Here is a 21,108-nt window from a genome sequence, read left to right as displayed (position 1 = left end):
GTGTGTATCATCCTCTCCTCACACCCTCCGGTTGCAGATACTCACCCAGATCGGTCTCCTCCGGCCCCACGGCCGCAAGATATATCTTCTCGAGATCCAGATACTCCCTCGCCAGACGCTGCACGTCATCCGCGGTCACGGCCTCTATGCGCGAGGCCATCTCCTCCGGAGAGAGGAGCTCGGTACCGGTGACGACGCTGCGCCCGACGCGGTTCATCCGCGCCGAGGTGCTCTCGAGCGCCAGAAGCGTCGAGCTCTTGAGCTGCTGGCGCGTCCTCTCGAGCTCGTCCTCCGGGACGGGCTCCTCCTGTATTCGGCCTATCTCGTGCGCGATCACCTCGACCGCCTCCCGGACGTTCTTCGTCGTCGATCCGACGTATATCCGCATCGCCCCGGTGTCCGAGTAGCCGTGGTGGTAGGCGTAGACGGCGTAGGCCAGCCCGCGCTTCTCCCTGACCTCCTGGAAGAGCCGGCTGGACATCCCGCCTCCGAGCACGTTCGAGAGCGCCGCCATCGCGTAGCGGTCCTCGCTCGAGGCCGGAACACCCCTGGCCCCGAGCGCCACGTGGTACTGCTCGGTCTCCTTGTGCCGGTAGAAGAAACGGCTCTCGGGCCTGCCCGGCCGCGCTTCCCTCTCGAAGGGCGTCCCCTGAGGAAGATCCCCCAGACGCTCCTCGACCAGCGCCGCGAAGCGGTCCGGATCGAGCCTGCCCGCCCCCACGACGAAGACGTTCGGCGCGGTGTACGTGCGCTCGTGGAAGGTTCGGATGGTGTCGAGGTCGACCCCCCGCACCGTCTCGACAGAGCCTATCACCGGCCTGCCCAGCGGATCGCCGTGGAAGATCAGCGACGAGAGGTACTCGTCGGCCATCTGGTCCGGACGGTCCTCGTACATCTTGATCTCCTCGACGATGACCTCCCGCTCGCGCTCGAGGTCCGCGAAGGTCGGTTCCCTGACCATCTCGCTCACGATCTCGAGCGCCCGCTCGAGGTGCTCCGGCAAAAAGCGGGCGTAGAGGACCGTGTACTCCTCGCTGGTGGCCGCGTTCTCCTGCGCGCCGATAGACTCGAAGGCCTGGGCTATCCCCAGCGCGTCCATCGAGGGGGTGCCCTTGAAGAGCATGTGCTCCATCAGGTGGGTTATGCCGGCGACCTCCTCGGGCTCGTCGCGGCTGCCGGCCCGGATCCAGACGCCGAGCGCGATGCTCTGCGCCTCCTCCAGGGGCTCGCTGAAGACCCTCACGCCTCCCGGAAGCACCCTCTCGACTACGTTCTCGTCCGGCATCGGGCTAGTCCTCTAGCTTCTCGAGGGAGATGCGGTTCTGCTTGTCCACCTCTAGCACCCGCACCTTTATCATGTCCCCCTCGTTGACGACGTCTTCGACTCTCTCGATGCGCTTCTTGCCCGGCGCGAGCCGCGAGATGTGCACCAGCCCGTCCCGCCCGGGCGTCAGCTCGACGAACGCCCCGAAGTTGGTCGTCTTGACGACCCGGCCGGTGTAGATATCCCCGGCCTCGACCTCCTTGGTCATGCCCCGTATGGCCGAGATGGCCCCCTTCACGGACTTGCCGTCCAGCCCGGCCACATAGACGGTCCCGTTGTCCTCGATCGAGATCGAAACCCCGTACTCGTCCTGCAGCGCGTTGACGACCTTCCCGCCGGGGCCGATGACTATCCCGATCTTGTCCGTCGGTATCTCGATCTTCTCGACCCGCGGCGCGTACTCGGAGACCTCCGGCCGCGGCTCGGGGATGGTCCGCTGGATGATGTCCAGGATCTCCAGCCGCCCCTTCTTCGCCTGCTCGAGCGCCTCCCTGAGAAGTTCGGCCGAGACGCCGGTGATCTTCATGTCCATCTGCAGCGCGGTCACCCCGTCGCGGGTGCCGGCGACCTTGAAGTCCATGTCCCCCAGGTGATCCTCGAGCCCCTGGATGTCCGTGAGGATGACGTAGTCGTCGCCCTCCTTCACCAGACCCATCGCGACCCCGGCCACCGGTGCCTTTATCGGGACGCCGCCGTCCATCAGCGAGAGCGTCGAGCCGCAGACGCTCGCCATCGAGGAGGAGCCGTTGGACTCGAGCACGTCGGAGATTATCCTGATCGCGTACGGGAACTCCTCTTCGGAGGGGATCACCGGCAGAAGCGCCCTCTCCGCGAGGGCACCGTGTCCGATCTCACGCCGCCTGGGCGCCCCGAGCCTGCCGGTCTCGCCGGTACAGTAGGGCGGGAAGCTGTAGTGGTGCATGTAGCGCTTGGTCGTCTGCGGCTCCAGGGTGTCGAGCCGCTGCACGTACCCGAGATCGGCCAGCGCGAGCGAGGAGAGGACCTGCGTCTCCCCCCGGGTGAAGAGCCCCGTCCCGTGCACCCTGGGAAGGACCCCTATCTCGGCCGTGGTCGGCCTTATCTCGTCGAACGCCCTGAGGTCGGTGCGCTTGCGATCCTCGAGGTAGAGCTTCCTGAAGGCCTCCTTCTCCAGCTCGTGGACGGCCTCGGCTATCTTCTGGGCTTCCTCTTCCTCTTTGCCCTCGATGAGCTCCTCGACCAGCTCGTCCAGCGCCTCGTTGCGCGCCCGGCGGTCGGTGGTGACGATGGAGTCTTTGATCCGATCGAGGTACCGCTCCCGCAGCTCGGCGACGAAGGGGTTCTCCTCCGGCGCCTCGAACTCCTGCTTTGGCTTTCCGACCTCGCGGGCGAAGTTCTCTATGGCCTCGGCCTGAGCGCGGATCGCCTCCTGGGCGAAGAGCATGGCCTCGACGATGACGTCCTCGGTGACCTCGTTCGCCCCGGCCTCGACCATCGTTATGGCCTCGCGCGTGCCCGCGACCACCAGGTCGAGGTCGCTCTCCGCGAGCTGCTGGTAGGTGGGGTTGAGGATGAACTCACCGTCGAGGCTCCTCCCGACCCTGACGGCCCCTATCACCTGCTCGAGCGGGATGTCGGATATCGCAAGCGCGGCCGAAGCCCCGACCATGCTCACCGTATCGTACGGCGTTATCTGGTCGGCGGCGAGTACGGTGCTTATGACCTGGACCTCGTAGTTGTACCCCTTCGGGAAGAGGGGCCTCAGCGGCCGGTCCGTGAGCCTGGCGGTGAGGATGGCCTTCTCCGAAGGTCTCCCCTCTCGCTTTATGAACCCTCCGGGGATCTTCCCCGCGGAGGACATCCTCTCCTCTATGTCTACCGAGAGCGGCAGGAAGCTGACCCCGGCCCTCGGTTCCCTGGAGCGGGTGGCGGTCGAGAGAACCATGGTGTCCCCCAGCCTGGCCGTCACCGCACCGCCAGCCTGACGGGCGAGCTTGCCGGTCTCGAGCACCAGCGCCCTGTCGCCGACCGGTATCTCTAGACGCATATTCACTTATTCTCCTCTTTGCCGGTGTGGATAAAGGTTCTTCTACCGCCGCAGGCCGAGCCTGCTGATCAGCGACCTGTAGCGCTCGACGTCGTTCTTCGCCAGGTAGTTCAAAAGCCGGCGCCGCTTGCCGACCATCTTCAGAAGCCCCTGGCGAGAATGGTAGTCGTGCTTGTGGGTGCGCAGGTGCTCGGTCAAGTGGTTGATCCGCTGCGTCAGTATCGCGACCTGCACCTCGGGCGACCCGGTGTCGTCCTCGTGCGTCCGATACTCTTCTATGATCTTCTGCTTGTCTTCCACTACCGCCAACTTTTACCTCTCAAGTCTTTCTTTTCTCTTTTCTGCTCGAACTCTTTTCGGCCTATATGCTAACACATGCATCAAAACGTCTTGCCCTGGAGGATCTCGCGGGCTTTGTGCACGTCGGTCGCTATCTGGTCCCTGAGCTCCTCTACGCCCGAGAAGCGCTTCTCCGACCTTATCCTCTCGACGAAGGCGACGTCCACCGTCCTGCCGTAGAGATCACCCTGAAAATCCAGGATATGGGCCTCCACACGTACGACACGGCCGCCGAAGGTGGGGGCCACCCCGACGTTGGTGCAGGCGGCGTGCTCTTCTCCCTCCACCCTGACGAACCCGGCGTACACGCCCCGCGCCGGAACGGCTACCCTGCCGTCCGGGATCAGGTTGGCCGTGGGGAACCCTATCTTGCGTCCCCGCTTCTCGCCCTCCATCACCTCTCCTCTGACCGCATGCGGCCGACCGAGCAGCCGCGCCGCCTCCCGTACTTCCCCGCGTGCGATCAACTCCCTGATCCTGGTCGAACTCACCCTCTCCCCATCACCCCGCTCGAGCCCGACCACCCGTACCCGGCCGCCGCTCCTGCGCATGAACTCCTCCAGATCCTCCGTGCTCCCGGCCGCCCGGTGCCCGAACCGGAAGTTCTCCCCGACGACGACGACGCGCGCCCCGAGCTCGCCTAGGAGAACCTCTTCGACGAACTCCCGGGGGCTCTTGCGCGCCATCCCCGCATCGAATTTCACGACCCGAACCTCGTCGACACCACACCCGAGCAGAAGCTCCCTCCTCTGCTCGAGCGTGGTCAGCAGCGGAGGTCCCCCCCCAGGCGAAAGCACCTCCCTCGGATGCGGCCAGAAGGTGGCTGCGAAAACGGGTATGCCCAGCCGGGCTCCTTCTTCTGTCGCGGCCCGGATCACGGCCCTGTGCCCGAGATGCACCCCATCGAAGTTTCCCAGAGCCACCACTACCCCGCGCACAGTACCACCTCCGGAACCGACCGGCCCCCCTCCCCCCGGTACACCGCGAGCAGCCTGCCCCCCCGCTCGACGCGGAAGCTGCCCCGCGGCTCACCCCATCTCATCGTCCTCCCGTTGCAGACCGCGATGGCCTCTCCCTCGTCCACCTCCCTCGCCGGCAGGTGCTCCAGCAACTTTCGTGGATGTATTATGCGTTTATACACGGATTCCGCGTCCAGTGCTTCGGGGGGGAGGGCGTCCTTTACGTGCAGGTGTCCGGTCGAGAGGCGGCGCAGGGAGGTGAGGTAGGCGGCGCTCCCGAGGGAGGCGGCGAGGTCGGAGACGAGGGAGCGGACGTAGGTTCCCGAGCCGCAGGTTATGGAGAAGGTCGCCTCGTCACGTCGGGGATCAAAGGAGACGAGTTCGAAACGCTCGACCCGGACGCGGCGGGGTTCGCGTTCGACGGAGATACCGCGGCGGTGCAGATCGTAGAGCCGTTCGCCGCCCACCTTGAGGGCGGAGACCATGGGCGGGGTCTGCAGGATCTCCCCGGTGAAGCCGGGGAGGGACGCCCGGATCTCCGCCTCCGGCGGCAGGGTCGCGCCCTCGATCTCGACGATCTCGCCGTCGGCGTCGAGGGTGTCCGAGGTGGCGCCGAAGCGGGCCGTCGCCAGGTAGGTCTTGGGCAGATCCATCACGTACCGGGAGAGCCTCGTCGCGCGTCCGACGAGGACGACCAGGAGTCCGGAGGCCATCGGGTCCAGCGTCCCTGCATGGCCCACTTTGGTGCGGCGGGGCAAGAGTCGCTTGACCGGGTCGAGGGCTCGGGCGCTCGTCGTGCCGGAAGGCTTGTCCAGCAGCAGAGCCCCCGAGAGAGTCGGGCGCGCTATCGGGTGCCTCCGAGGTCGACCACCCCGGCGAGCTCCGCCAGGAGCATCTCCTTCGCCTTCTCCGGGCGCACGCCCTCGACGGTGTAGCCCGCGGCCAGACGGTGTCCCCCGCCGCCGAAGCGGCGGGCGATCTCGCCCACGTCCACCGTCTCCGAGCGCAGCGAGGCCTTCGTCCCCTCGGGAACCTCGCGCAGGTGGGCGACCACGTCCACGCCCGCCACGCTGCGCAGGTAGTCTATCGCCTCCTTGGAGTCGAGCTCGGTGGCCCCGGTGCGCTCGTAGTCCTCGTTCTCGATCGTGGTCACGACGACCTCGCCGTAGCGCCGGGCCTTCGCCAGGCAGAGGCCCACGATGTTGAGCTGCTCGATGGTCGCCGTGCGGTTGAGGCGGTCGTACATCTCCGCCGGCACGACCCCCGCGCGCATCAGTTCGGCGACTATCTCGTGCGCCCGGGGGGAGACGTTGCGGAAGCGGAAGCCGCCCGTGTCGGTCCTTATCGCCGTGTAGAGCGCCTCGGCCGCGGGTTTGTCCACCTCGACCCCGAGCTCGAGGTAGAGGTCGTAGACGATCTCCGCGCTCGCCGCGGCCCGGGGGTTTACCAGGTTGTACTCGGCGTAGAGGGGGTTGTCCTCGTGGTGGTCGATGTTCAGCCGCGGGGTTCCACCGACACCGGCCCGGTCGGCGCGGGAGGTGTCGACGACGAGCAGGTCGTAACCCTCGGGGGCCTCGAAGAGCTGCTCGTGCGGCAAAAGCCAGCGGAGGTATTCGGGTACGGGCTCGCCGTGGCAGAAGACGGCCTCGGCCCCCAGCTTGCGCAACAGATAGACGAGGGCCACCGCCGATCCCACGGCGTCCCCGTCCACGCCGGTGTGGGTGGTGACCGCGGCCCGGCTGATGCCCTTGAGGAAAGCGGCCACCTCCGCCGGCGTGTTAACCTCCGCTCGGGTCGTCATCGTCTCTCTTTACCTCCCTCAGTACGGACTCTATCTTCGTCGCCCGCTCCACCACCGGGTCCGGCTCGAAGCGCAGCCGGGGCGTGCGACGCAGGTGCGTCTGGGCGGCCACGGCGGCCTGGACGCGCCCCGCGGCGCTCTGCAGGCCCTCGTGGGCCTCCCGCTCGTCGTTCCCGGCGAGCACGCTGTAGAACACCGTCGCCCGCGAGAGGTCCGCGCTCACCCTGACGTCCGTCACCGTCACGAGCCCCTTTATGCGGGGGTCCGAGAGCGCGGCCACCTCGTCGCCCACGATCTCCCTCAGCTGCGACTCTATCTTCCTCGTGCGTTCGCTCACAGCTTCAGAAACTCCTCCCGCCAGTCGAGGATCGAGAGCTCCTCATAGCCCAGAAGGATCCGGCGCAGTTCCTCCCGCCTCTGCTCCGCGGCTGCGGGTGAGACCGCGGCGAGGGCCACCTCGATCGTGGCCCTCTGCCAGAGGTCCTGGTGATCGCACTCGACCACCGAGACGTTCTTGTGCCTCAGGCGCTCCTTTATGGAGCGTATGGTCTGCCGCTTGTCCTTGAGGCTCGCCGCGTAGGGCAGCTCCAGCTCCAGACGTAGCGCGAAGAGCAAGGCCGCACTCTACCTCGGTACCTCGACGACCTGGTAGAACTCCAGGACGTCACCCTCTTTTACGTCGTTGAAGTTCTCTATGCCGACGCCGCACTCGAAGCCCTGCCGGACCGAGCGCACGTCGTCCTTGAAGCGCCTGAGCGAGGCGACCTGGCCGTCGTAGATCACGACGCCCTCGCGCACCACCCGCACGCGGTCGTTGCGGGAGATCTCACCGCTCGAGACGTAGCAGCCGGCGACGGTGCCCACGTTCGGCACCCGGAAGGTCTGGCGCACCTCGGCCGTGCCGGTCTCCCGCTCAGTCTCCTCGGGCGCGAGCATCCCGCGCATGGCCGCCTCGATCTCCTCGATCGCCTTGTAGATGACGTTGTAGGTGCGTATCTCCACGCCCTCGCGCTCGGCGAGCTGCTTGGCGGTGTTCGTCGGGCGGACGTTGAAGCCGAGCAGGATGCCGTCCGAGGCCGAGGCGAGCATCACGTCGGAGTCCGTCAGCGCCCCGACACCCGAGCGGACGATGTTTATGCGCACCTCGTCGGTGGAGAGCTTCGCGAGCGCGTCCTTGAGCGCCTCGACCGAACCCGCGGCGTCGGCCTTGACGACCAGGTTGAGCTCCTGGGTTCCGCCCTCACCGAGGAGATCCTCCAGCGTCCGGCGTGGTCCGCTCTCCGCCAGCTCCTGACGCCGGAGGGCGGCCTCCTGCTGCTCGGCGCGCGAGCGCGCTATGCGTTCGTGCTCGACGACCTCGAAGCGCGTCCCCGCCTCGGGCACGCCGGAGAGGCCCAGGATCTCGACCGGCGTGCCGGGGGTGGCCTCCTTGATCCTCTTGCCCGTGTAGTCGAGCATCGCCCGCACCCGGCCGTAGGCGGTGCCAGCGAGGACCACGTCGCCTTTGTGCAGGGTGCCCCGGGTTATGAGCAGGGTGGCGACCGGCCCGCGCCCCGTCTCGAGCTCGCTCTCGATCACGTACCCGCTCGCCGGAGCCTTGGGGTTCGCCCTGAGCTCCTCGAGCTCGGCGACGACCAGGATGTTCTCCAGGAGCTCGTCCACCCCCTCGCCCGTCTTCGCCGAGACCGGCACCGTCACGGTTTCGCCGCCCCACGCCTCGGGGGTCAGGCCCCGCTCGGCCAGCTCGCCGTAGACCCTGTCCGGGTTGGCGTCCGGCAGGTCGATCTTGTTGAGCGCCACCACGATCGGAACCCCGGCCGCCCGGGCGTGCTCTATGGCCTCCTCAGTCTGAGGCATCACCCCGTCGTCGGCCGCCACGACGAGCACCACGATGTCGGTGACCTGCGCCCCGCGGGCGCGCATCTCGGTGAACGCCTCGTGTCCCGGGGTGTCGATGAAGGTTATCCTGCGCCCGTCGACCTCGACCTGGTAGGCCCCGATGTGCTGGGTTATCCCCCCGGCCTCGCCGGAAGCGACGCTGGTGTTGCGGATGTAGTCGAGCAGCGAGGTCTTGCCGTGGTCCACGTGCCCCATCACCGTGACCACCGGCGGTTTCTCGACGAGGTCTTCCGGGGAGTCCTCCGCCCCGCCCTCCTCGGGCGCAGGCTCCTCGGCGCCACCGATCTCCACCTTCACGCCGAGCGCCTCGGCGACGAGCTCTATCTCCTCGGTCGAGAGCGTCTGGGTGACGGTCTTCATCTCCCCGAGCTCGAAGAGCACCTTGACGATCTGGGCCCCCGGCACACCGATGGCCTCCGCCAGATCGTTCACCGTCGCGCCGGGCTCGACGCGCACGGCGTCCGACCCACCGCCGCCTTTCTTGCCGCCGGAGGGCTGCGCCTCCTCCCGTCCCGCAGGAGCCTCCTCGTGCGCCTTCGAAGAACCACGGCTCGTCGCACTCGCGTCTATGACCACCCTGCGGCGCTTCTTACCGCCCTTCGAAGAACCCTTGCCGCGGGAACGTTCTTCCCTAGACCCCCGACCTTTCCCCCCAGCCGTCCTGGCCCCACCGTTGCCGGAGAGGTCTCCGAAGACCCGCTCGTAGACCGGATCCTCGACCGCCGCGAAGTGGTTCTTCACCTCCACGCCCGCGTCGTTCAGACGCCCCATCACCTCTTTCGTATCGAGGGAGAGCTCGCGGGCAATCTCGTATACGCGTTTGCTCATTCTCACTACCTCCCGCTATCGGAGCCCTCCACCAGGTCTTCGAAGTCCTTGGCCTGAGCCTGGTGGGACGGTATCCCGCAGAAAAGCGACCCCGGGAGCGCCATGTTGGCGCACCGCTTGCCGTTCGAGAGCACGGCCCGGCAGCGGTGCATCGAGGACTCTTCGTCAGGCTCCCAGTCGTCCTCCTCTTCGTCCAGCTCGATCGCCTGGCTCTCGGGCTTTATGTCTATCTTCCAGTCGGTGAGCTTCACGGCGAGCCGGGCGTTCTGCCCCTCGCGCCCTATCGCCAGCGAGAGCTGGTCGTCCGGCACTATCACCTCGGCCTGCCTCTCCTCCTCGTCCAGGTAGACCTCGCGCACCCGCGCGGGCGAGAGCGCCTTGGCGATGAAGCGCGCCGGGTCCGGGTCCCACTGGATGATGTCTATCTTCTCGTTCCGGAGCTCGGAGACCACCGCCCGCACCCGGCTGCCGCGCGGCCCCACGCAGGCCCCGACCGGGTCTATCCCGGACTCGTTGGACCACACCGCGATCTTCGAACGCAGCCCGGCCTCGCGGGCGACGGCCTTGATCTCGACGAGTCCGTCGTAGATCTCGGGCACCTCCAGCTCGAAGAGGCCCCGCAGCAGCCCCTCGTGCCGGCGGCTCACCACCAGGGAGGGGCCCCGTCCGGGTTCCCGGATCTCGAGCAGGTAGACCCTCAAGCGCTGGCCGTTCTCGTAGCGCTCGCCCGGAACCTGCTCGCTCGCCGGGAGGATCGCCTCGACCCTCCCGAGATCCACGATGGTCATCCTGCGGTGCGCCTGCTGGACGATGCCGGTCACCACCTCACCGATGCGCTCCCCGTATTCCTCGAGGAGCTGCCGGTTGTGGATCTCGTTGAGGCGCTGGTAGAAGGTCTGACGCATGACCTGAGCCGCGATCCGGGTGAAGTCGTGCGGGGTTATGTCCTCCCCGTCCTTCATCACCCTCAGCTCTCCGGTCTCACGGTCGAGGACGACCTCCGCCCCCTCCACCGCTCCCTCTCTCTTCTCGTAGGCGGCGAGCAGGGATTCCTCCAGAACCTCCTTGACCGTATCGAAGGGTATCCCCTTCTCCGTCTCTATTTCGTGCAGCGCCGAAAGCAATGCCGTGTTCATAACCGTATGTCCTCCTTGAGGTGCGCGCGCGTGACGGAGCGGTACGGCAGCTCCACCCTCCCGCCTCCCTCCGAGAGCCTCAACACGAAGCTCTCCTCCCCGGCCCGCTCTATGACCCCGGTGAAGTTGCGCCTGCCGTCCACCGGCTCCCCGAGCTTCACCTTGGCCTCCCGGCCGGCGAAGCGCCGGAAGTGTTCGGGTTTGGTCAGGGGGCGCTCGATACCGGGCGAGGAGACCTCTATCATTCCAGCGTATCCCTCGGCCTCGAGGGCGGGCGAGACCAGCGATGTCACCTGCGCGCAGAACTCGTGATCGACCGGGCCGTCCTCCCGGTCCACGAGAAGCGTCAGCAGGGGCCCGCCGCCGAAGCGGGCCTCGACCAGCTCCGTCCCGGCGGGCAGCACCTCTTCTACGACCTGTGCCAGCCTCTCAAGCTTCGCCGTCTCCAAACCTCCTGCGGGCGTTAAAAAAGCAACGAGTCCTTGCGGACCCCTTGCTCCACAACAACCTCATTGTACATCAGAGTATGTAGGTTACAAGGCGTCCTAGCGGTTGGGGATGAACGGTTTGCCCTCGAAGAGCTTGTTCAGATCCCCGTAGGTGGCGAACAGAAAGACCGCAAGGAGCAGGGTGAGCCCGAAGGCGGCGATCTTCATCACCGTCTCCTTGCTGACCGGCCTCCCGCGTACCTTCTCGGCGGCTATGACGAGCAGGTGCCCCCCGTCGAGGGGAAGCAGCGGGATCAGGTTGAAGAGCCCGAGGTTGAGGCTTATGAACGAGAGCAGGGAGAAGAAGTACCCCTGCGAGACCGACTCGCTGCTTATGGCGACGATCCCGATCGGGCCGCTGACGCTCTTGGAGAAGCTCTGTTGCCCGCTCGCGAGCTGTCCGATGAAAGAACCGAGCTGTTCGGTGACGAACCAGACCCTGCTCGCCGCGAGCCCGGTGGCCTCGAGCGGACCGTAGGTCCTGCGCACCGGCTGGGGCTGCACCCCGACGAGCGCCTGTCTCGGATCGTCCGGGTTCTTGCCGAGCCTGCCGGAGAAGGTCACCCTGTGGCCGTCCCTCCTGACCACCAGGGTGGCCTTCTCGCCGGGCTTCTGGGAGGAGACGGCCTTCTGGAACTCGCTCCAGCCGCTCATCTTCCTGCCGTCGAACGCCACGATCTCGTCCCCCGGTTTCACGCCCGCCTGCGCCGCGAACGAGTGTGGCACCACGTTCTCGACGCGCATGCTCGCACCCGTTATGACGCCGGAGAACATGTAGACCAGAGCGAGGATGACGATGGAGGCGAGGATGTTGGTGAACGGACCGGCGAGGATTATGAGGGCCCGCCTCCACGGTGGCTTGGCGGGGTAGGTGTCCGGTCCCTTCTCTTCGTCGTCCATCCCGGCCATCCTGGCGAAACCACCGAGCAGTACGATCCTGAAAGAGTAGACCGTCCGCCCGATCTTTCTCTGCAAAAGCGCGGGACCGAAGCCGACGCTGAACTCGGGTACGTGCACGCCGAGCGCCTTCGCCGTGAGCATGTGCCCCATCTCGTGGATGACGATCAGGAAGATCAGGCCGAGTATGGCTATGATTACGGTCAAGTCTCTACCTCTCAGAAGTTCGCCGGAGGCTTCTCGCGGTTATCTTACCGCACATACCGCCGCGCCCGGGCCGGCTACGAGGCCAGCACGACCAGGTAGTAGAGCACCGGGGCGGCGAAGAGCAGGCTGTCCACCCTGTCCAGCATGCCGCCGTGCCCCGGCAGCAGCCTGCCGAGGTCTTTTATCCCGAGGATTCTCTTGACCGAGGACTCGAAAAGGTCTCCGGCCTGCCCGAAGACCGAGATGACCCCACCCGCGACGAACGATTGCCAGAGACCGAGCCCGAGGAAGTGCGAAGCCCCCACGCCGACCAGGACGGTGGCGGCGACGAGTCCGCCGACGGCTCCCTCCACGGTCTTCTTGGGGCTCACCTCCGGGGCCAGGAGCCGCCGGCCCACGAGGAGCCCCGTGAAGTACGCCCCCGAATCGGAGGCCCAACTTCCGACGAGCAGCAGAACCACCAGCAGACGCCCGTGGGGGAGCCCGGCCAGAAGCCCGACATAGGCGAGCGGCACCCCGACCCAGAGCGCCATCATGAACCCGGCGAGCAAGACCAGGGGCGTGCGCGCCCCGCGCCGCTCGAGCAGGATGGCGAGCGTCACCGGAAGCACGAGCAGGCTGCCGCCGAGCGCCCCAGAAACCCCGAAAGGACCGGAGAGCACCACCGGTCCGAGCCCGGCGACCACCCCGGCCGAGAAAGGGAAGGGAGGCAGGGCCTGGGAGACCTCGTACGCCGCGATGACGGCCACGACGACGAGCGCCGCCAGGATCACCCACCGGCCGGCGGCGATCACCCCGGCTATCACCGGAAGCAGGATGAGCGCGGTGGCGAGCCGCCACCGGAGCAATTTCTACACCCCGCCCCGGCGCCGGGACCTGGTCCCGAACCACTCGATGGCTTTGACGAACTCCTCGGGTGAGAAGTCCGGCCAGAGGGTCTCCGTGACGTAGAACTCGGCGTAGGCGATCTGCCAGAGCAGAAAGTTCGACACCCTCAGCTCCCCGCTGGTGCGTATGACGAGGTCCACCTCCGGGGCCTCCGGCGCGTAGAGGTAGCGCCCGAAGGTCGCCTCGTCGAGCTCCTCCGGGGGAACCCCATCGGCCACGATGCGCCGGGCGGCGTCGACTATCTCGCTGCGACCGCCGTAGTTGAGCGCTATGTAGACGTTCAGGCGGTCGTTGTGCGCGGTGAGGCGCTCCGCCTCTTCGATCGCCTCGCACACCGCGGCGGGAAGCTTTTCGCGCCTGCCCATGAACCTCAGCCTCGCCCCACGCTCGTTGAGCTCCGGCACCTTGCTGCGCGCCGTCTCCAGAAAGAGCTCCATGAGCGTGTTCACCTCGGATTCGGGGCGGATCCAGTTCTCCGTCGAGAAAGCGTACAGCGTGAGGAACTCCACCCCCATCCTGCCGGCGGTCTCGAGCAGCGGCGTGAGCACGGTGACCCCGGCCCGGTGCCCGGCGGTGCGTGGCAGCAGCCTCCTCTTCGCCCACCGACCGTTGCCGTCCATGATTATCGCCACATGCCGCGGTACCGCGCCCCGTCCACCCTCGGAACGGGCGGGCACCCCGAAAACACGTTCTTTCAACGGCTGCAGGAGCTCAAACCTCCCGAAGTTCGGCTTCTTTCTCCTCGAGCGCGGCGTCTATGCGGTTTATGTAGCGGTTGGTGAGCTTCTGCAGCTCCTCCTCCGCCCGGCGCTCGTCGTCCTCGGAGATCTCACCCATCTTCTTCAGCTCGGCGATGTCCTTCATCTCGTCGCGCCGGATGTTGCGCACCGCGACCCGGCCCTCCTCGGCCATGTGGTGGACGAGCCGGATCAACTCGCGCCGGCGCTCCTCGGTCAGCTCCGGGATGGGTATGCGGATGATCTTGCCGTCGTTCTGCGGGTTGAGGCCGAGCTCGGAGTTGCGTATCGCGCGCTCGATGTCCTTTATCGAGTTGGGGTCGAACGGGGTGACGGACAGGAGGCGAGGTTCGGGGACGCTGATGCTGGCCAGGCTCTTCAGGGGAACCTTCGTGCCGTACGCCTCGACCTCGACCCTGTCCAGCAACGAGGGGTTGGCGCGCCCGGTGCGCACCGCTCCGAACTCTCGCTTCACGGCCTCGACGGCGCCTTTCATCCGCCTCTCCGCAGCCGTGAGATCCACAACCTCAGACATCGCTCTCTCCTCCGCTCCCGTCCTTCCACACCAGGGAGCCCACGCGCTCGCCTTTGAGTATGCGGCGCAAGTTGCCAGGCTTCAGTATATCGAAAACGATGATCGGAAGTTGCTCCCCACCGCACAGCGTGGCCGCCGTATGATCCATCACCGAGAGGTTCTTCGAGAGCAGATCCATGTACGTCAGGCGCGGGATGCGCACGGCGTCCGGGTAAACCCTGGGGTCCCGGTCGTAGACCCCGTCCACCCGGTTCTTGGCCATGAGCAACGCATCCGCCCCGATCTCCAGCGCCCGCAGGGCAGCGCCCGTGTCGGTCGTGAAGAAGGGGTTGCCGGTCCCGGCGGCGAAGATCACCACCCGCCCCTTCTCCAGATGCCTTATCGCCCTGCGGCGGATGTATGCTTCGGCGACCTCCTGGATCTGTATCGCCGACTGCACCCGCGTGGGGACCCCGCGTCGCTCGAGCGCCGCCTGCAACGCCAGGGCGTTTATGACGGTCCCGAGCATCGCCATGTAGTCGGCGGTGGCGCTCTCGATCCCGAGCTCCTCGGCGACCCGCGAACCGCGGAAGATGTTCCCGCCGCCCACGACCACCGCGAGCTCGGCTCCTGCTTCGACGGCCTCCAGAACCTGCGTGGCGGTGGCGTCGAGCGCAGCGGGAGCGATGCCATAGCCGCCGTTTCCGGCGAGGCTCTCGCCGGAGAGCTTGAGTACGACCCGCTTTATGGGGCCGAGGGGCTGACTGGCAGCGGCGGGCTCCTCTTCGCTCTTCCTCACGGACCCGGCCATGGACCTCCCCGGGCCTAGAGCTCGTACCGGACGAAGCGCCGGACCACGATGTTCTCCCCGAGCTTCTGCACCTGCTCCTTGAGCAGGTCCTCCACCGTCTTGCCGGGGTCTTTGACGTAGGGCTGCGTGAGCAGGGCCCGCTCGGAGGCCCACTTCTTGAGGCGCCCCTCCACGATCTGACGCGCGATGTTCTCCGGCTTGCCCATCTCGGCGACCTGCTTCTCGACGATCTCGCGCTCCTCCGAGAGAGCCTCCTCGGGGATGTCGTCGACCGAGACACACAGCGGCTTCATCGAAGCGATGTGCATCGCGATGTTGCGGGCGAACTCCTTGAACTCCGGCGTGCGCGCCACGAAATCCGTCTCGCAGTTGACCTCGACGAGCACCCCGACCCGGCCGTTGAAGTGCACGTACGCCTCGATCAGGCCCTCGTGGGCCTCACGGCCGCTCTTCTTTTCGGCGGCGGCCTGCCCGCGCTCCCGCAGCACCCTGCGCGCCGCCTCGATGTCCCCGCCGGACTCCTCCAGAGCCCGCTTAACGTCCATCATCCCGGCCGCGGTCTCCTCCCGCAGCTGCTTGATCTTCTCTATCGTGCTCGCCAAACCTATCCTCTCTCCTCTTCTTCCTCCGACTCTACAGGCTGTCCCTCGCCCGCGGACACGCCGACCTCGCCATCTCCGGGTTCCTCCTCCCCCGAAGAGGAAGGAGCAGCCTCTTCCGTCCCCTCCTCTTCACCGATGGGCACCTGCGGCTCGGCCGCCTTCGCCTCCTCGACCGCCGGCGGTATCGGACGGTCCGTATCCTTTATCTCCTCACCACCGCGCCCCTCGAGTATGGCGTCGGCGATGAGGCGCGTGATCAGGTTTATCGAACGGATGGCGTCGTCGTTGCCCGGGATCACGTAGTCGATCACGTCCGGGTCGCAATTGGTGTCGGTGAGCGCGACCACCGGTATCTTCAGCCGGTTCGCCTCCCGGACTATCAGCTCCTCCCGCTTGGGGTCCACGACGTACAGCGCCCCGGGCAGACGCTCCATCTCGGTGATGCCGGCGAAGTTGCGCCGCAGCTTCTGGTACTCCTTCTCGAGCGCGAACCACTCCTTGCTCGTGCGCTCCTCCTCGGGCGTCTCCGCCACCCGGGCCGCGAGCTGCTTGAAGTACTCGATCCGCGGCCGGATCGTGCGGAAGTTGGTGAGCATGCCGCCGATGTAACGCTCCGCGACGTACGGCTGCCCACACCTCAGCGCCTGCTCGGTGATCGTGAGCTGCGCCTGCTTCTTCGTCCCGACGAAGAGTATGTCCTGCCCGGCGGCGGCCACGTCCCTGACGAAGGCCAGCGCCCGGTCGAGCAGCGTCAGGGTCTGGTCGAGATCTATGATGTGTACCCCCGCGCGCTCGGCGAAGATGTAGCGCTTCATCTTCGGGTTCCACCGCTTGGCCTGGTGCCCGAAGTGTACCCCCGCCTCTAGCAGCTCCCTTACGCCTATCTTCTGCTGGGTCGCGTTCTCCAAGTCTCTCCGCTCCTTGTTGCGATCAGGTGGTTCTCTCCTCCGCCTGCGTACGAAGTCCGCGCCGGGCGCAGACCACCACCTCATTCTGGGGCTCTCTCAGAGGCTCCTCGCAGGCGTGCGTGCTCAAACTCCGATGATACTAGCACACCACAAATGTTCCTTCTAGACGCCCACACCTCCACGAGTAACACCATCTCAACCATCCGTAACATAATCGTTACACGCTCTATATGGAGTCGTTACCCGCCCTGTCGGATAATCCTGTTGCCCCGGTTGAGATCAGCTGGAGTTCCCCCTCCAGCGCCTTCACAACAACAACAACAACAACCGCCGGGGCTTTTTCTATCTCTCCTAACGGTTCTCCTCCAGCTTGGATCTGAGTTTGATGAGGGCCTGGCGGAGGATCTGAGAGATTCGCCCTTCGGAGAGGCTTAGGGCCCGGCCTATCTCCCGGAGGGTGAGCCCTTCGTAGAAGTAGAAGGTGGCGACGACCCGCTCCTGCTCGCCGAGCTCGCTTATCGCTTCGGCCAGGTGTCGTCTGAGGTCCGTACGGTTCGCCTCCGACTGGGGATCGGCGGCTCCGAGATCGGAGATCATGCCGTGCAGTTCGCCTCCGAGGCGCTCGCTCATCTCCATTCTGGCCTCGAGGGAGTATATCCTCGATCTGGTATACCACCCCAGCAGGTTGCGGTACTCGTCCAGAGGCAGGTTCATCTCGCCGGCGACCTCGAGTTCGGTCGGGTTCCGGCGCAGGTTCTGCGCCAGCCGTGAGGTAACCAGCTCGGCGTCCTTTATCTGGGACCGCACCCTCCTCGGTACCCAGTCCTGCCTCCGGAATTCGTCGAGCATCGCCCACCGTATCTTCGAGATCGCGTACGTCTCGAACTTGGTCTGTCTCTCGGGGTCGAAGGTCTCTATGGCGTCGAGGAGGCCCACCTGTCCCCAGGAGACGAGCTCCTCGGTCTCGACCGTTCCCTTTATCCCGGCGGGCATACGGCCGGTGACGTACTTGACGAGCGGTGAGTAGTTGACCATCAGCCTTTCCTTGAGCCGGTTGACCTGCCGCCGCAGGCCGAGGCGGGCAGGATCGTCCGGCGAGAGCCTCGCAAGCTCGTTGCGGCGAGCGAGGTAGCGCTCCCACAGACGTCCTAGAGTATGACCACCTCCGATACCCAAGAAGACCCCCTCCAGCTCCAGAACCTCACGGGCGCCTCCTCATCTCACGGGTCCCGTGCGGGAGAGCATCCCGCTCGCGTCGCGGCGGACATAACCTTTGAGCTCCAACAACGGCAGGACGCGCACGACTTCCTGCAACCCCACACCGCTCCTGCGGGAGATCTGGTCCACGCTGCACGGCGTGAAGCCTATGCCGGCCAGGACGGCGGCCTCCCTGTGGGGTAGAACGGCCCAGAGATTTTCGGTGAGCGATTCGTGCCACCTGCGCTCCTCCTCCGAGGGAGGCGCGACCGACTCGACGAACTCACCGACGTCCCAGAGTGGGGTGGCGCCCTCGGAGATCAGACGGTTCGACCCCCGACACTCGGGCACGCCTATCGGGCCGGGCACGGCCCAGACTTCCCTCCCCGCGTCAAGAGCATGCCGGGCGGTGATGAGGGCTCCGCTCCTCTGGGGTGCCTCCACGACGACGACGGTGTCGGCGAGCCCCGCGATTATCCTGTTGCGGGCCGGGAACCTCCAGGCGAGCGGCGGCTCGCCGAGGAAGTACTCGGAGAGGATAGTTCCCTGCTCCTCGACCCTCCGGTAAAGGTCGCGGTTCTTCCGCGGGTACACCACGTCGATCCCGCACCCGAGCACGCCGACGGTCGTCCCCGGGGTCTCCAGCGCCCCTTCGTGGGCCGCGGCGTCCACGCCGAGGGCGAGCCCGCTGACGACGTTCACGCCCCGTCCTGCGAGGGCCTCGCCCAGCTCCCTCGCCGCCTCCAAAGCACCGGCCGAGGCCTTGCGCGAACCGACGATCGCGACCGACGGCGCCTCCGGTATCTCCCTCCCGCAGACGAAGAGCGCCGGCGGGGGATCCGGGATCCGCCGCAACCGCTCCGGATACCCCTCGTCGGCCAGGGTCACCACCCGGGCTCCTCCCTCCTCGAGCGCCGCCACGACCTCCCCGGCGTCGAAACCGCGTCGGATCTCTTCGAGGATCCCGGCCGTCTTCTCGTTCAGCTCGATCCGCTCGCGCAGCCGCTCCAGCGGCTCCTCGAGGAGGATGCGGGGATCTGCGTCCCCGAGGCCGCGCACGATGCTCGCCCCCGCCCGAGCCTGCACCAGGGAGAGCAGCAGGTAGGCCTCTCTCTTCTCATGCCCCGACAAGGCTCGTCCTCCTGTAGTTGAGGGCTTCCGCCAGATGGTCCACCGAGATCCTCGCCTCCCCCGACAGATCGGCCACGGTGCGCGCCACGCGCAGGATCCTGTCGTGCGCCCTCCCGGAGAGGCCCATCCGGTCGATCGCCGCCGAAAAGAGCGCCTCGGCTTCCCCGTCGAGCTCGCACGTCTCGCGCAACCTGCGCCCGCCGAGCGCCGCATTCGGTACCCCCTGGCGCCGGAGCTGAACCTCCCGGGCCGCCACCACCCTCTCCCTGATCCGTGCGGACCCCTCCGCCCGGGGTGCCCCGCGCAACTCCCTCCTCCTGGGCCGCGGCACGTTGACGAACAGGTCGATCCTGTCCAGAAGAGGCCCCGAGAGTCGGCTCCGGTAACGCTCCATCTGCGCCGCCGAGCAGCGGCACTCGTGGTGCGTATCCCCGGCGTAGCCGCACGGGCAGGGGTTCATCGAGCAGACGAGCGTCACCCGGGCCGGGTAGCTCACCGTCCCGGCGACCCGCGCGATCGTAACCCTCCCGTCCTCCAGCGGCTGACGCAGAACCTCGAGCGTCTTGCGGGAAAACTCGGGCAACTCGTCCAGAAACAGCACCCCGTGATGGGCGAGAGAGACCTCCCCCGGGCGCGGATTGCTCCCCCCTCCGGCGAGCCCGGACGTGGAGATGGTGTGGTGGGGAGAGCGGAACGGTCTTACCCTGAGCAGGCGTCCATCGGTCTGCCCGGCGGCGCTGTAGACCTTGGTGACCTCGATGCTCTCCTGCAGCGTGAGGGGAGGAAGGATGCCGGGCAAACGCCGCGCGAGCATCGTCTTGCCCGCCCCGGGGGGACCACACATGAGCACGTTGTGTCCGCCCGCCGCGGTCACCTCGAGGGCCCGCTTGGCGAAATCCTGTCCCACGACGTCGGCGAAGTCGTCCTCCCCCTCCTCTTCCCCGAGCCCCTCATCCGCCTCGGGGACGGCCGGCTCTATCCTCACGCCGCCTTCCAGGAACTCCACCGCCTCCCGCAGGCTCTCCACCCCGAACACCTCCACCCGTCCCATGCAAGCCGCCTCGGCGGCGTTGCGCGCCGGGAGGAGCAGCCGCGGAAGACCCTCTTCGTACGCCCTCTCCGCCATCGAGAGAGCCCCCCTGATCCCACGCACCCCACCGTCGAGCGAGAGCTCACCGGCGATCGCACACCCCTCGAGCACCCGTGCCCGCAGCACACCCGAAGCGGCGAGTATCGCCAGCGCGATCGGAAGGTCGAAGGTCGGCCCCTCCTTGCGGAGGTTCGCCGGCGCGAGGTTCACCACCACCTTGCGCGCCGGAAACTTGTAGCCGGCGTTGGAGATCGCAACCCGCACCCGCTCCCGTGCTTCCTGAACCGCCGCATCCGGCAGCCCGACTATCGAAAACCCCGGCAGACCGGAGCTTATGTCTACCTCGACCTCGACGGGCACCGCGTCTACGCCGACCAGCGCCAGGCTCCGAGCCCGGCATACAGCCATCTCTAACTCCCCCCACGAGAGGACCAGCCGAAGCGAGGGGCATTATACCAGCAGTATCGTATTGTATGCAAACCCCGGGGTTAGAAGGCGTCCTTCAGATGGGTTACGCTCGCACGCCCCCCTCGGACTAGTACTCCGATGGCGTCGAAGCGCACCTCCTCGAACTCGTCTTCGGGCAACCCGGAGAGGTAGTGGCTCGCCGCGGAGCGTATCCTCTCCTGCTTGCGAGGGGTGATGGATTCCAGGGGTTCTCCGAACCCCACCCCCCGGCGCAGCTTGACCTCGACGAAGACCAGGGTCGCACCGCGGCGGACGATGAGGTCTATCTCCCCCCGACGCGTCCTGTAGTTGCGGGCGAGGAGCTCGTAACCCTCCTGCACGAGGTGCCGGAGCGCAAGGTCCTCCCCCAGCCGTCCGGCATCCCGCCCGCCGCTCATCCTAGAGGCTCTCCACCCCGGCGTAGCTCAACCGGTGCACCCTGCAGGGTCCGAGCTCGGCGAGCGCCAGACGGTGTACGGGCGTTCCGTACCCGCGGTTGCGTTCGAATCCGTACCCGGGATACTCCGCGGCGAGCCGGGACATCGCCGCATCCCGCAGTACCTTGGCCACTATGCTCGCCGCCGCGACGACCGCGCTGCGCCCGTCGGCCCCGGGCAGGCTCTCTATCCCCTGTCGGAGGCGCAGGTTCCCGTCGGCCAGGTAGCACCCGGCGCTCCCTTCGAGCAGAGAGATAGCGCGCTCGAGAGCCAGGCGGTTCGCCGCTCCGATGCCGTGGCGATCGATCCACCAGGCCGGCACGGAGACCACCGAGAGTGCTTCGGCCCGGTCCAGCACCTCGCGGTAAGCAGCCTCACGGCGCTCCGGACGGAGCACCTTGGAATCTGCGAGGTTCTCGACCGTTCCCCTCCCCAGGACCAC

23 protein-coding genes are annotated in these 21,108 nt (G+C 66.9%); all 23 read right to left on the bottom strand.

The annotated features are described in order from the left end of the window. Positions 1–7: 7 nt before the first annotated feature. Positions 8–1,285 carry a M16 family metallopeptidase gene (locus AC6EKW_RS14375; protein WP_498514760.1) on the bottom strand — a complete coding sequence of 426 codons (1,278 nt, stop codon included), beginning with the start codon at positions 1,283–1,285 and terminating at the stop codon, positions 8–10. A gap of 4 nt (positions 1,286–1,289) precedes the next feature. Further along, entirely contained in the window at positions 1,290–3,350 is a 2,061-nt protein-coding gene (locus AC6EKW_RS14370; RefSeq protein WP_498514759.1) for a polyribonucleotide nucleotidyltransferase, read from the bottom strand. A gap of 42 nt (positions 3,351–3,392) precedes the next feature. Next, positions 3,393–3,659 carry a 30S ribosomal protein S15 gene (gene rpsO, locus AC6EKW_RS14365; protein WP_273889070.1) on the bottom strand — a complete coding sequence of 89 codons (267 nt, stop codon included), beginning with the start codon at positions 3,657–3,659 and terminating at the stop codon, positions 3,393–3,395. Between the two features lie 71 nt (positions 3,660–3,730). Next, positions 3,731–4,627: a bifunctional riboflavin kinase/FAD synthetase gene (locus tag AC6EKW_RS14360; RefSeq protein ID WP_498514758.1), complete on the bottom strand. Its 897-nt coding sequence runs from the start codon at positions 4,625–4,627 to the stop codon at positions 3,731–3,733. Continuing rightward, the gene (gene truB, locus AC6EKW_RS14355) at positions 4,615–5,466 is read right to left on the bottom strand and encodes a tRNA pseudouridine(55) synthase TruB (protein WP_498514768.1); all 852 of its coding nucleotides are present in this window, start codon (positions 5,464–5,466) and stop codon (positions 4,615–4,617) included. Before truB ends, AC6EKW_RS14360 begins: the two co-directional genes overlap by 13 nt. Positions 5,467–5,492: 26 nt before the next feature. Then, positions 5,493–6,449 (bottom strand): DHH family phosphoesterase, encoded by a 957-nt coding sequence (locus AC6EKW_RS14350; RefSeq protein ID WP_273889317.1) that lies wholly within the window; start codon positions 6,447–6,449, stop codon positions 5,493–5,495. Then, positions 6,427–6,786, bottom strand: a complete 360-nt coding sequence (gene rbfA, locus AC6EKW_RS14345) for a 30S ribosome-binding factor RbfA (protein ID WP_273889318.1) — start codon at positions 6,784–6,786, stop codon at positions 6,427–6,429. Before rbfA ends, AC6EKW_RS14350 begins: the two co-directional genes overlap by 23 nt. Next, positions 6,783–7,064 carry a DUF503 domain-containing protein gene (locus AC6EKW_RS14340; protein WP_273889319.1) on the bottom strand — a complete coding sequence of 94 codons (282 nt, stop codon included), beginning with the start codon at positions 7,062–7,064 and terminating at the stop codon, positions 6,783–6,785. Before AC6EKW_RS14340 ends, rbfA begins: the two co-directional genes overlap by 4 nt. Before the next feature lie 9 nt (positions 7,065–7,073). Continuing rightward, the gene (infB, locus tag AC6EKW_RS14335; RefSeq protein ID WP_273889320.1) at positions 7,074–9,176 is read right to left on the bottom strand and encodes a translation initiation factor IF-2; all 2,103 of its coding nucleotides are present in this window, start codon (positions 9,174–9,176) and stop codon (positions 7,074–7,076) included. Between the two features lie 5 nt (positions 9,177–9,181). Next, a complete protein-coding gene (gene nusA, locus AC6EKW_RS14330) occupies positions 9,182–10,312 on the bottom strand; it encodes a transcription termination factor NusA (RefSeq protein ID WP_273889321.1) in 1,131 nt (376 codons plus the stop codon). Beyond that, positions 10,309–10,761 carry a ribosome maturation factor RimP gene (gene rimP / locus AC6EKW_RS14325; RefSeq protein ID WP_498514757.1) on the bottom strand — a complete coding sequence of 151 codons (453 nt, stop codon included), beginning with the start codon at positions 10,759–10,761 and terminating at the stop codon, positions 10,309–10,311. Before rimP ends, nusA begins: the two co-directional genes overlap by 4 nt. A gap of 96 nt (positions 10,762–10,857) precedes the next feature. Further along, positions 10,858–11,904: a M50 family metallopeptidase gene (locus tag AC6EKW_RS14320; RefSeq protein WP_273889323.1), complete on the bottom strand. Its 1,047-nt coding sequence runs from the start codon at positions 11,902–11,904 to the stop codon at positions 10,858–10,860. 74 nt (positions 11,905–11,978) lie between these two features. After that, positions 11,979–12,752 (bottom strand): phosphatidate cytidylyltransferase, encoded by a 774-nt coding sequence (locus AC6EKW_RS14315; RefSeq protein ID WP_273889324.1) that lies wholly within the window; start codon positions 12,750–12,752, stop codon positions 11,979–11,981. 3 nt (positions 12,753–12,755) lie between these two features. Continuing rightward, positions 12,756–13,424, bottom strand: a complete 669-nt coding sequence (uppS, locus tag AC6EKW_RS14310) for a polyprenyl diphosphate synthase (protein WP_273889346.1) — start codon at positions 13,422–13,424, stop codon at positions 12,756–12,758. Positions 13,425–13,503: 79 nt separating this feature from the next. Then, entirely contained in the window at positions 13,504–14,064 is a 561-nt protein-coding gene (gene frr, locus AC6EKW_RS14305) for a ribosome recycling factor (RefSeq protein WP_273889325.1), read from the bottom strand. Further along, positions 14,057–14,854: a UMP kinase gene (pyrH, locus tag AC6EKW_RS14300; protein WP_273889326.1), complete on the bottom strand. Its 798-nt coding sequence runs from the start codon at positions 14,852–14,854 to the stop codon at positions 14,057–14,059. Before pyrH ends, frr begins: the two co-directional genes overlap by 8 nt. Positions 14,855–14,868: 14 nt before the next feature. Further along, complete coding sequence (gene tsf, locus AC6EKW_RS14295; RefSeq protein ID WP_273889327.1) at positions 14,869–15,456, bottom strand: translation elongation factor Ts; 588 nt, start codon at positions 15,454–15,456, stop codon at positions 14,869–14,871. A 2-nt stretch (positions 15,457–15,458) separates the two neighbouring features. Then, positions 15,459–16,364 (bottom strand): 30S ribosomal protein S2, encoded by a 906-nt coding sequence (gene rpsB, locus AC6EKW_RS14290; RefSeq protein WP_273889328.1) that lies wholly within the window; start codon positions 16,362–16,364, stop codon positions 15,459–15,461. 351 nt (positions 16,365–16,715) lie between these two features. After that, the gene (locus AC6EKW_RS14285; protein WP_273889329.1) at positions 16,716–17,540 is read right to left on the bottom strand and encodes a FliA/WhiG family RNA polymerase sigma factor; all 825 of its coding nucleotides are present in this window, start codon (positions 17,538–17,540) and stop codon (positions 16,716–16,718) included. 39 nt (positions 17,541–17,579) lie between these two features. Next, a complete protein-coding gene (gene dprA / locus AC6EKW_RS14280; protein WP_498514756.1) occupies positions 17,580–18,692 on the bottom strand; it encodes a DNA-processing protein DprA in 1,113 nt (370 codons plus the stop codon). Beyond that, entirely contained in the window at positions 18,679–20,190 is a 1,512-nt protein-coding gene (locus AC6EKW_RS14275; RefSeq protein ID WP_498514755.1) for a YifB family Mg chelatase-like AAA ATPase, read from the bottom strand. The genes dprA and AC6EKW_RS14275 overlap by 14 nt, the downstream gene beginning before the upstream one ends. An 80-nt stretch (positions 20,191–20,270) precedes the next feature. Beyond that, the gene (locus AC6EKW_RS14270; protein ID WP_273889332.1) at positions 20,271–20,627 is read right to left on the bottom strand and encodes a YraN family protein; all 357 of its coding nucleotides are present in this window, start codon (positions 20,625–20,627) and stop codon (positions 20,271–20,273) included. A gap of 1 nt (position 20,628) precedes the next feature. Continuing rightward, positions 20,629–21,108 (bottom strand): ribonuclease HII (locus AC6EKW_RS14265; protein WP_498514754.1); only part of this gene is annotated, 480 nt, incomplete at its 5' end.

The sequence above is a fragment of the Rubrobacter sp. M3-4 genome, assembly GCF_059772285.1.
This window is presented reverse-complemented; position numbering and strand designations above follow the sequence as displayed.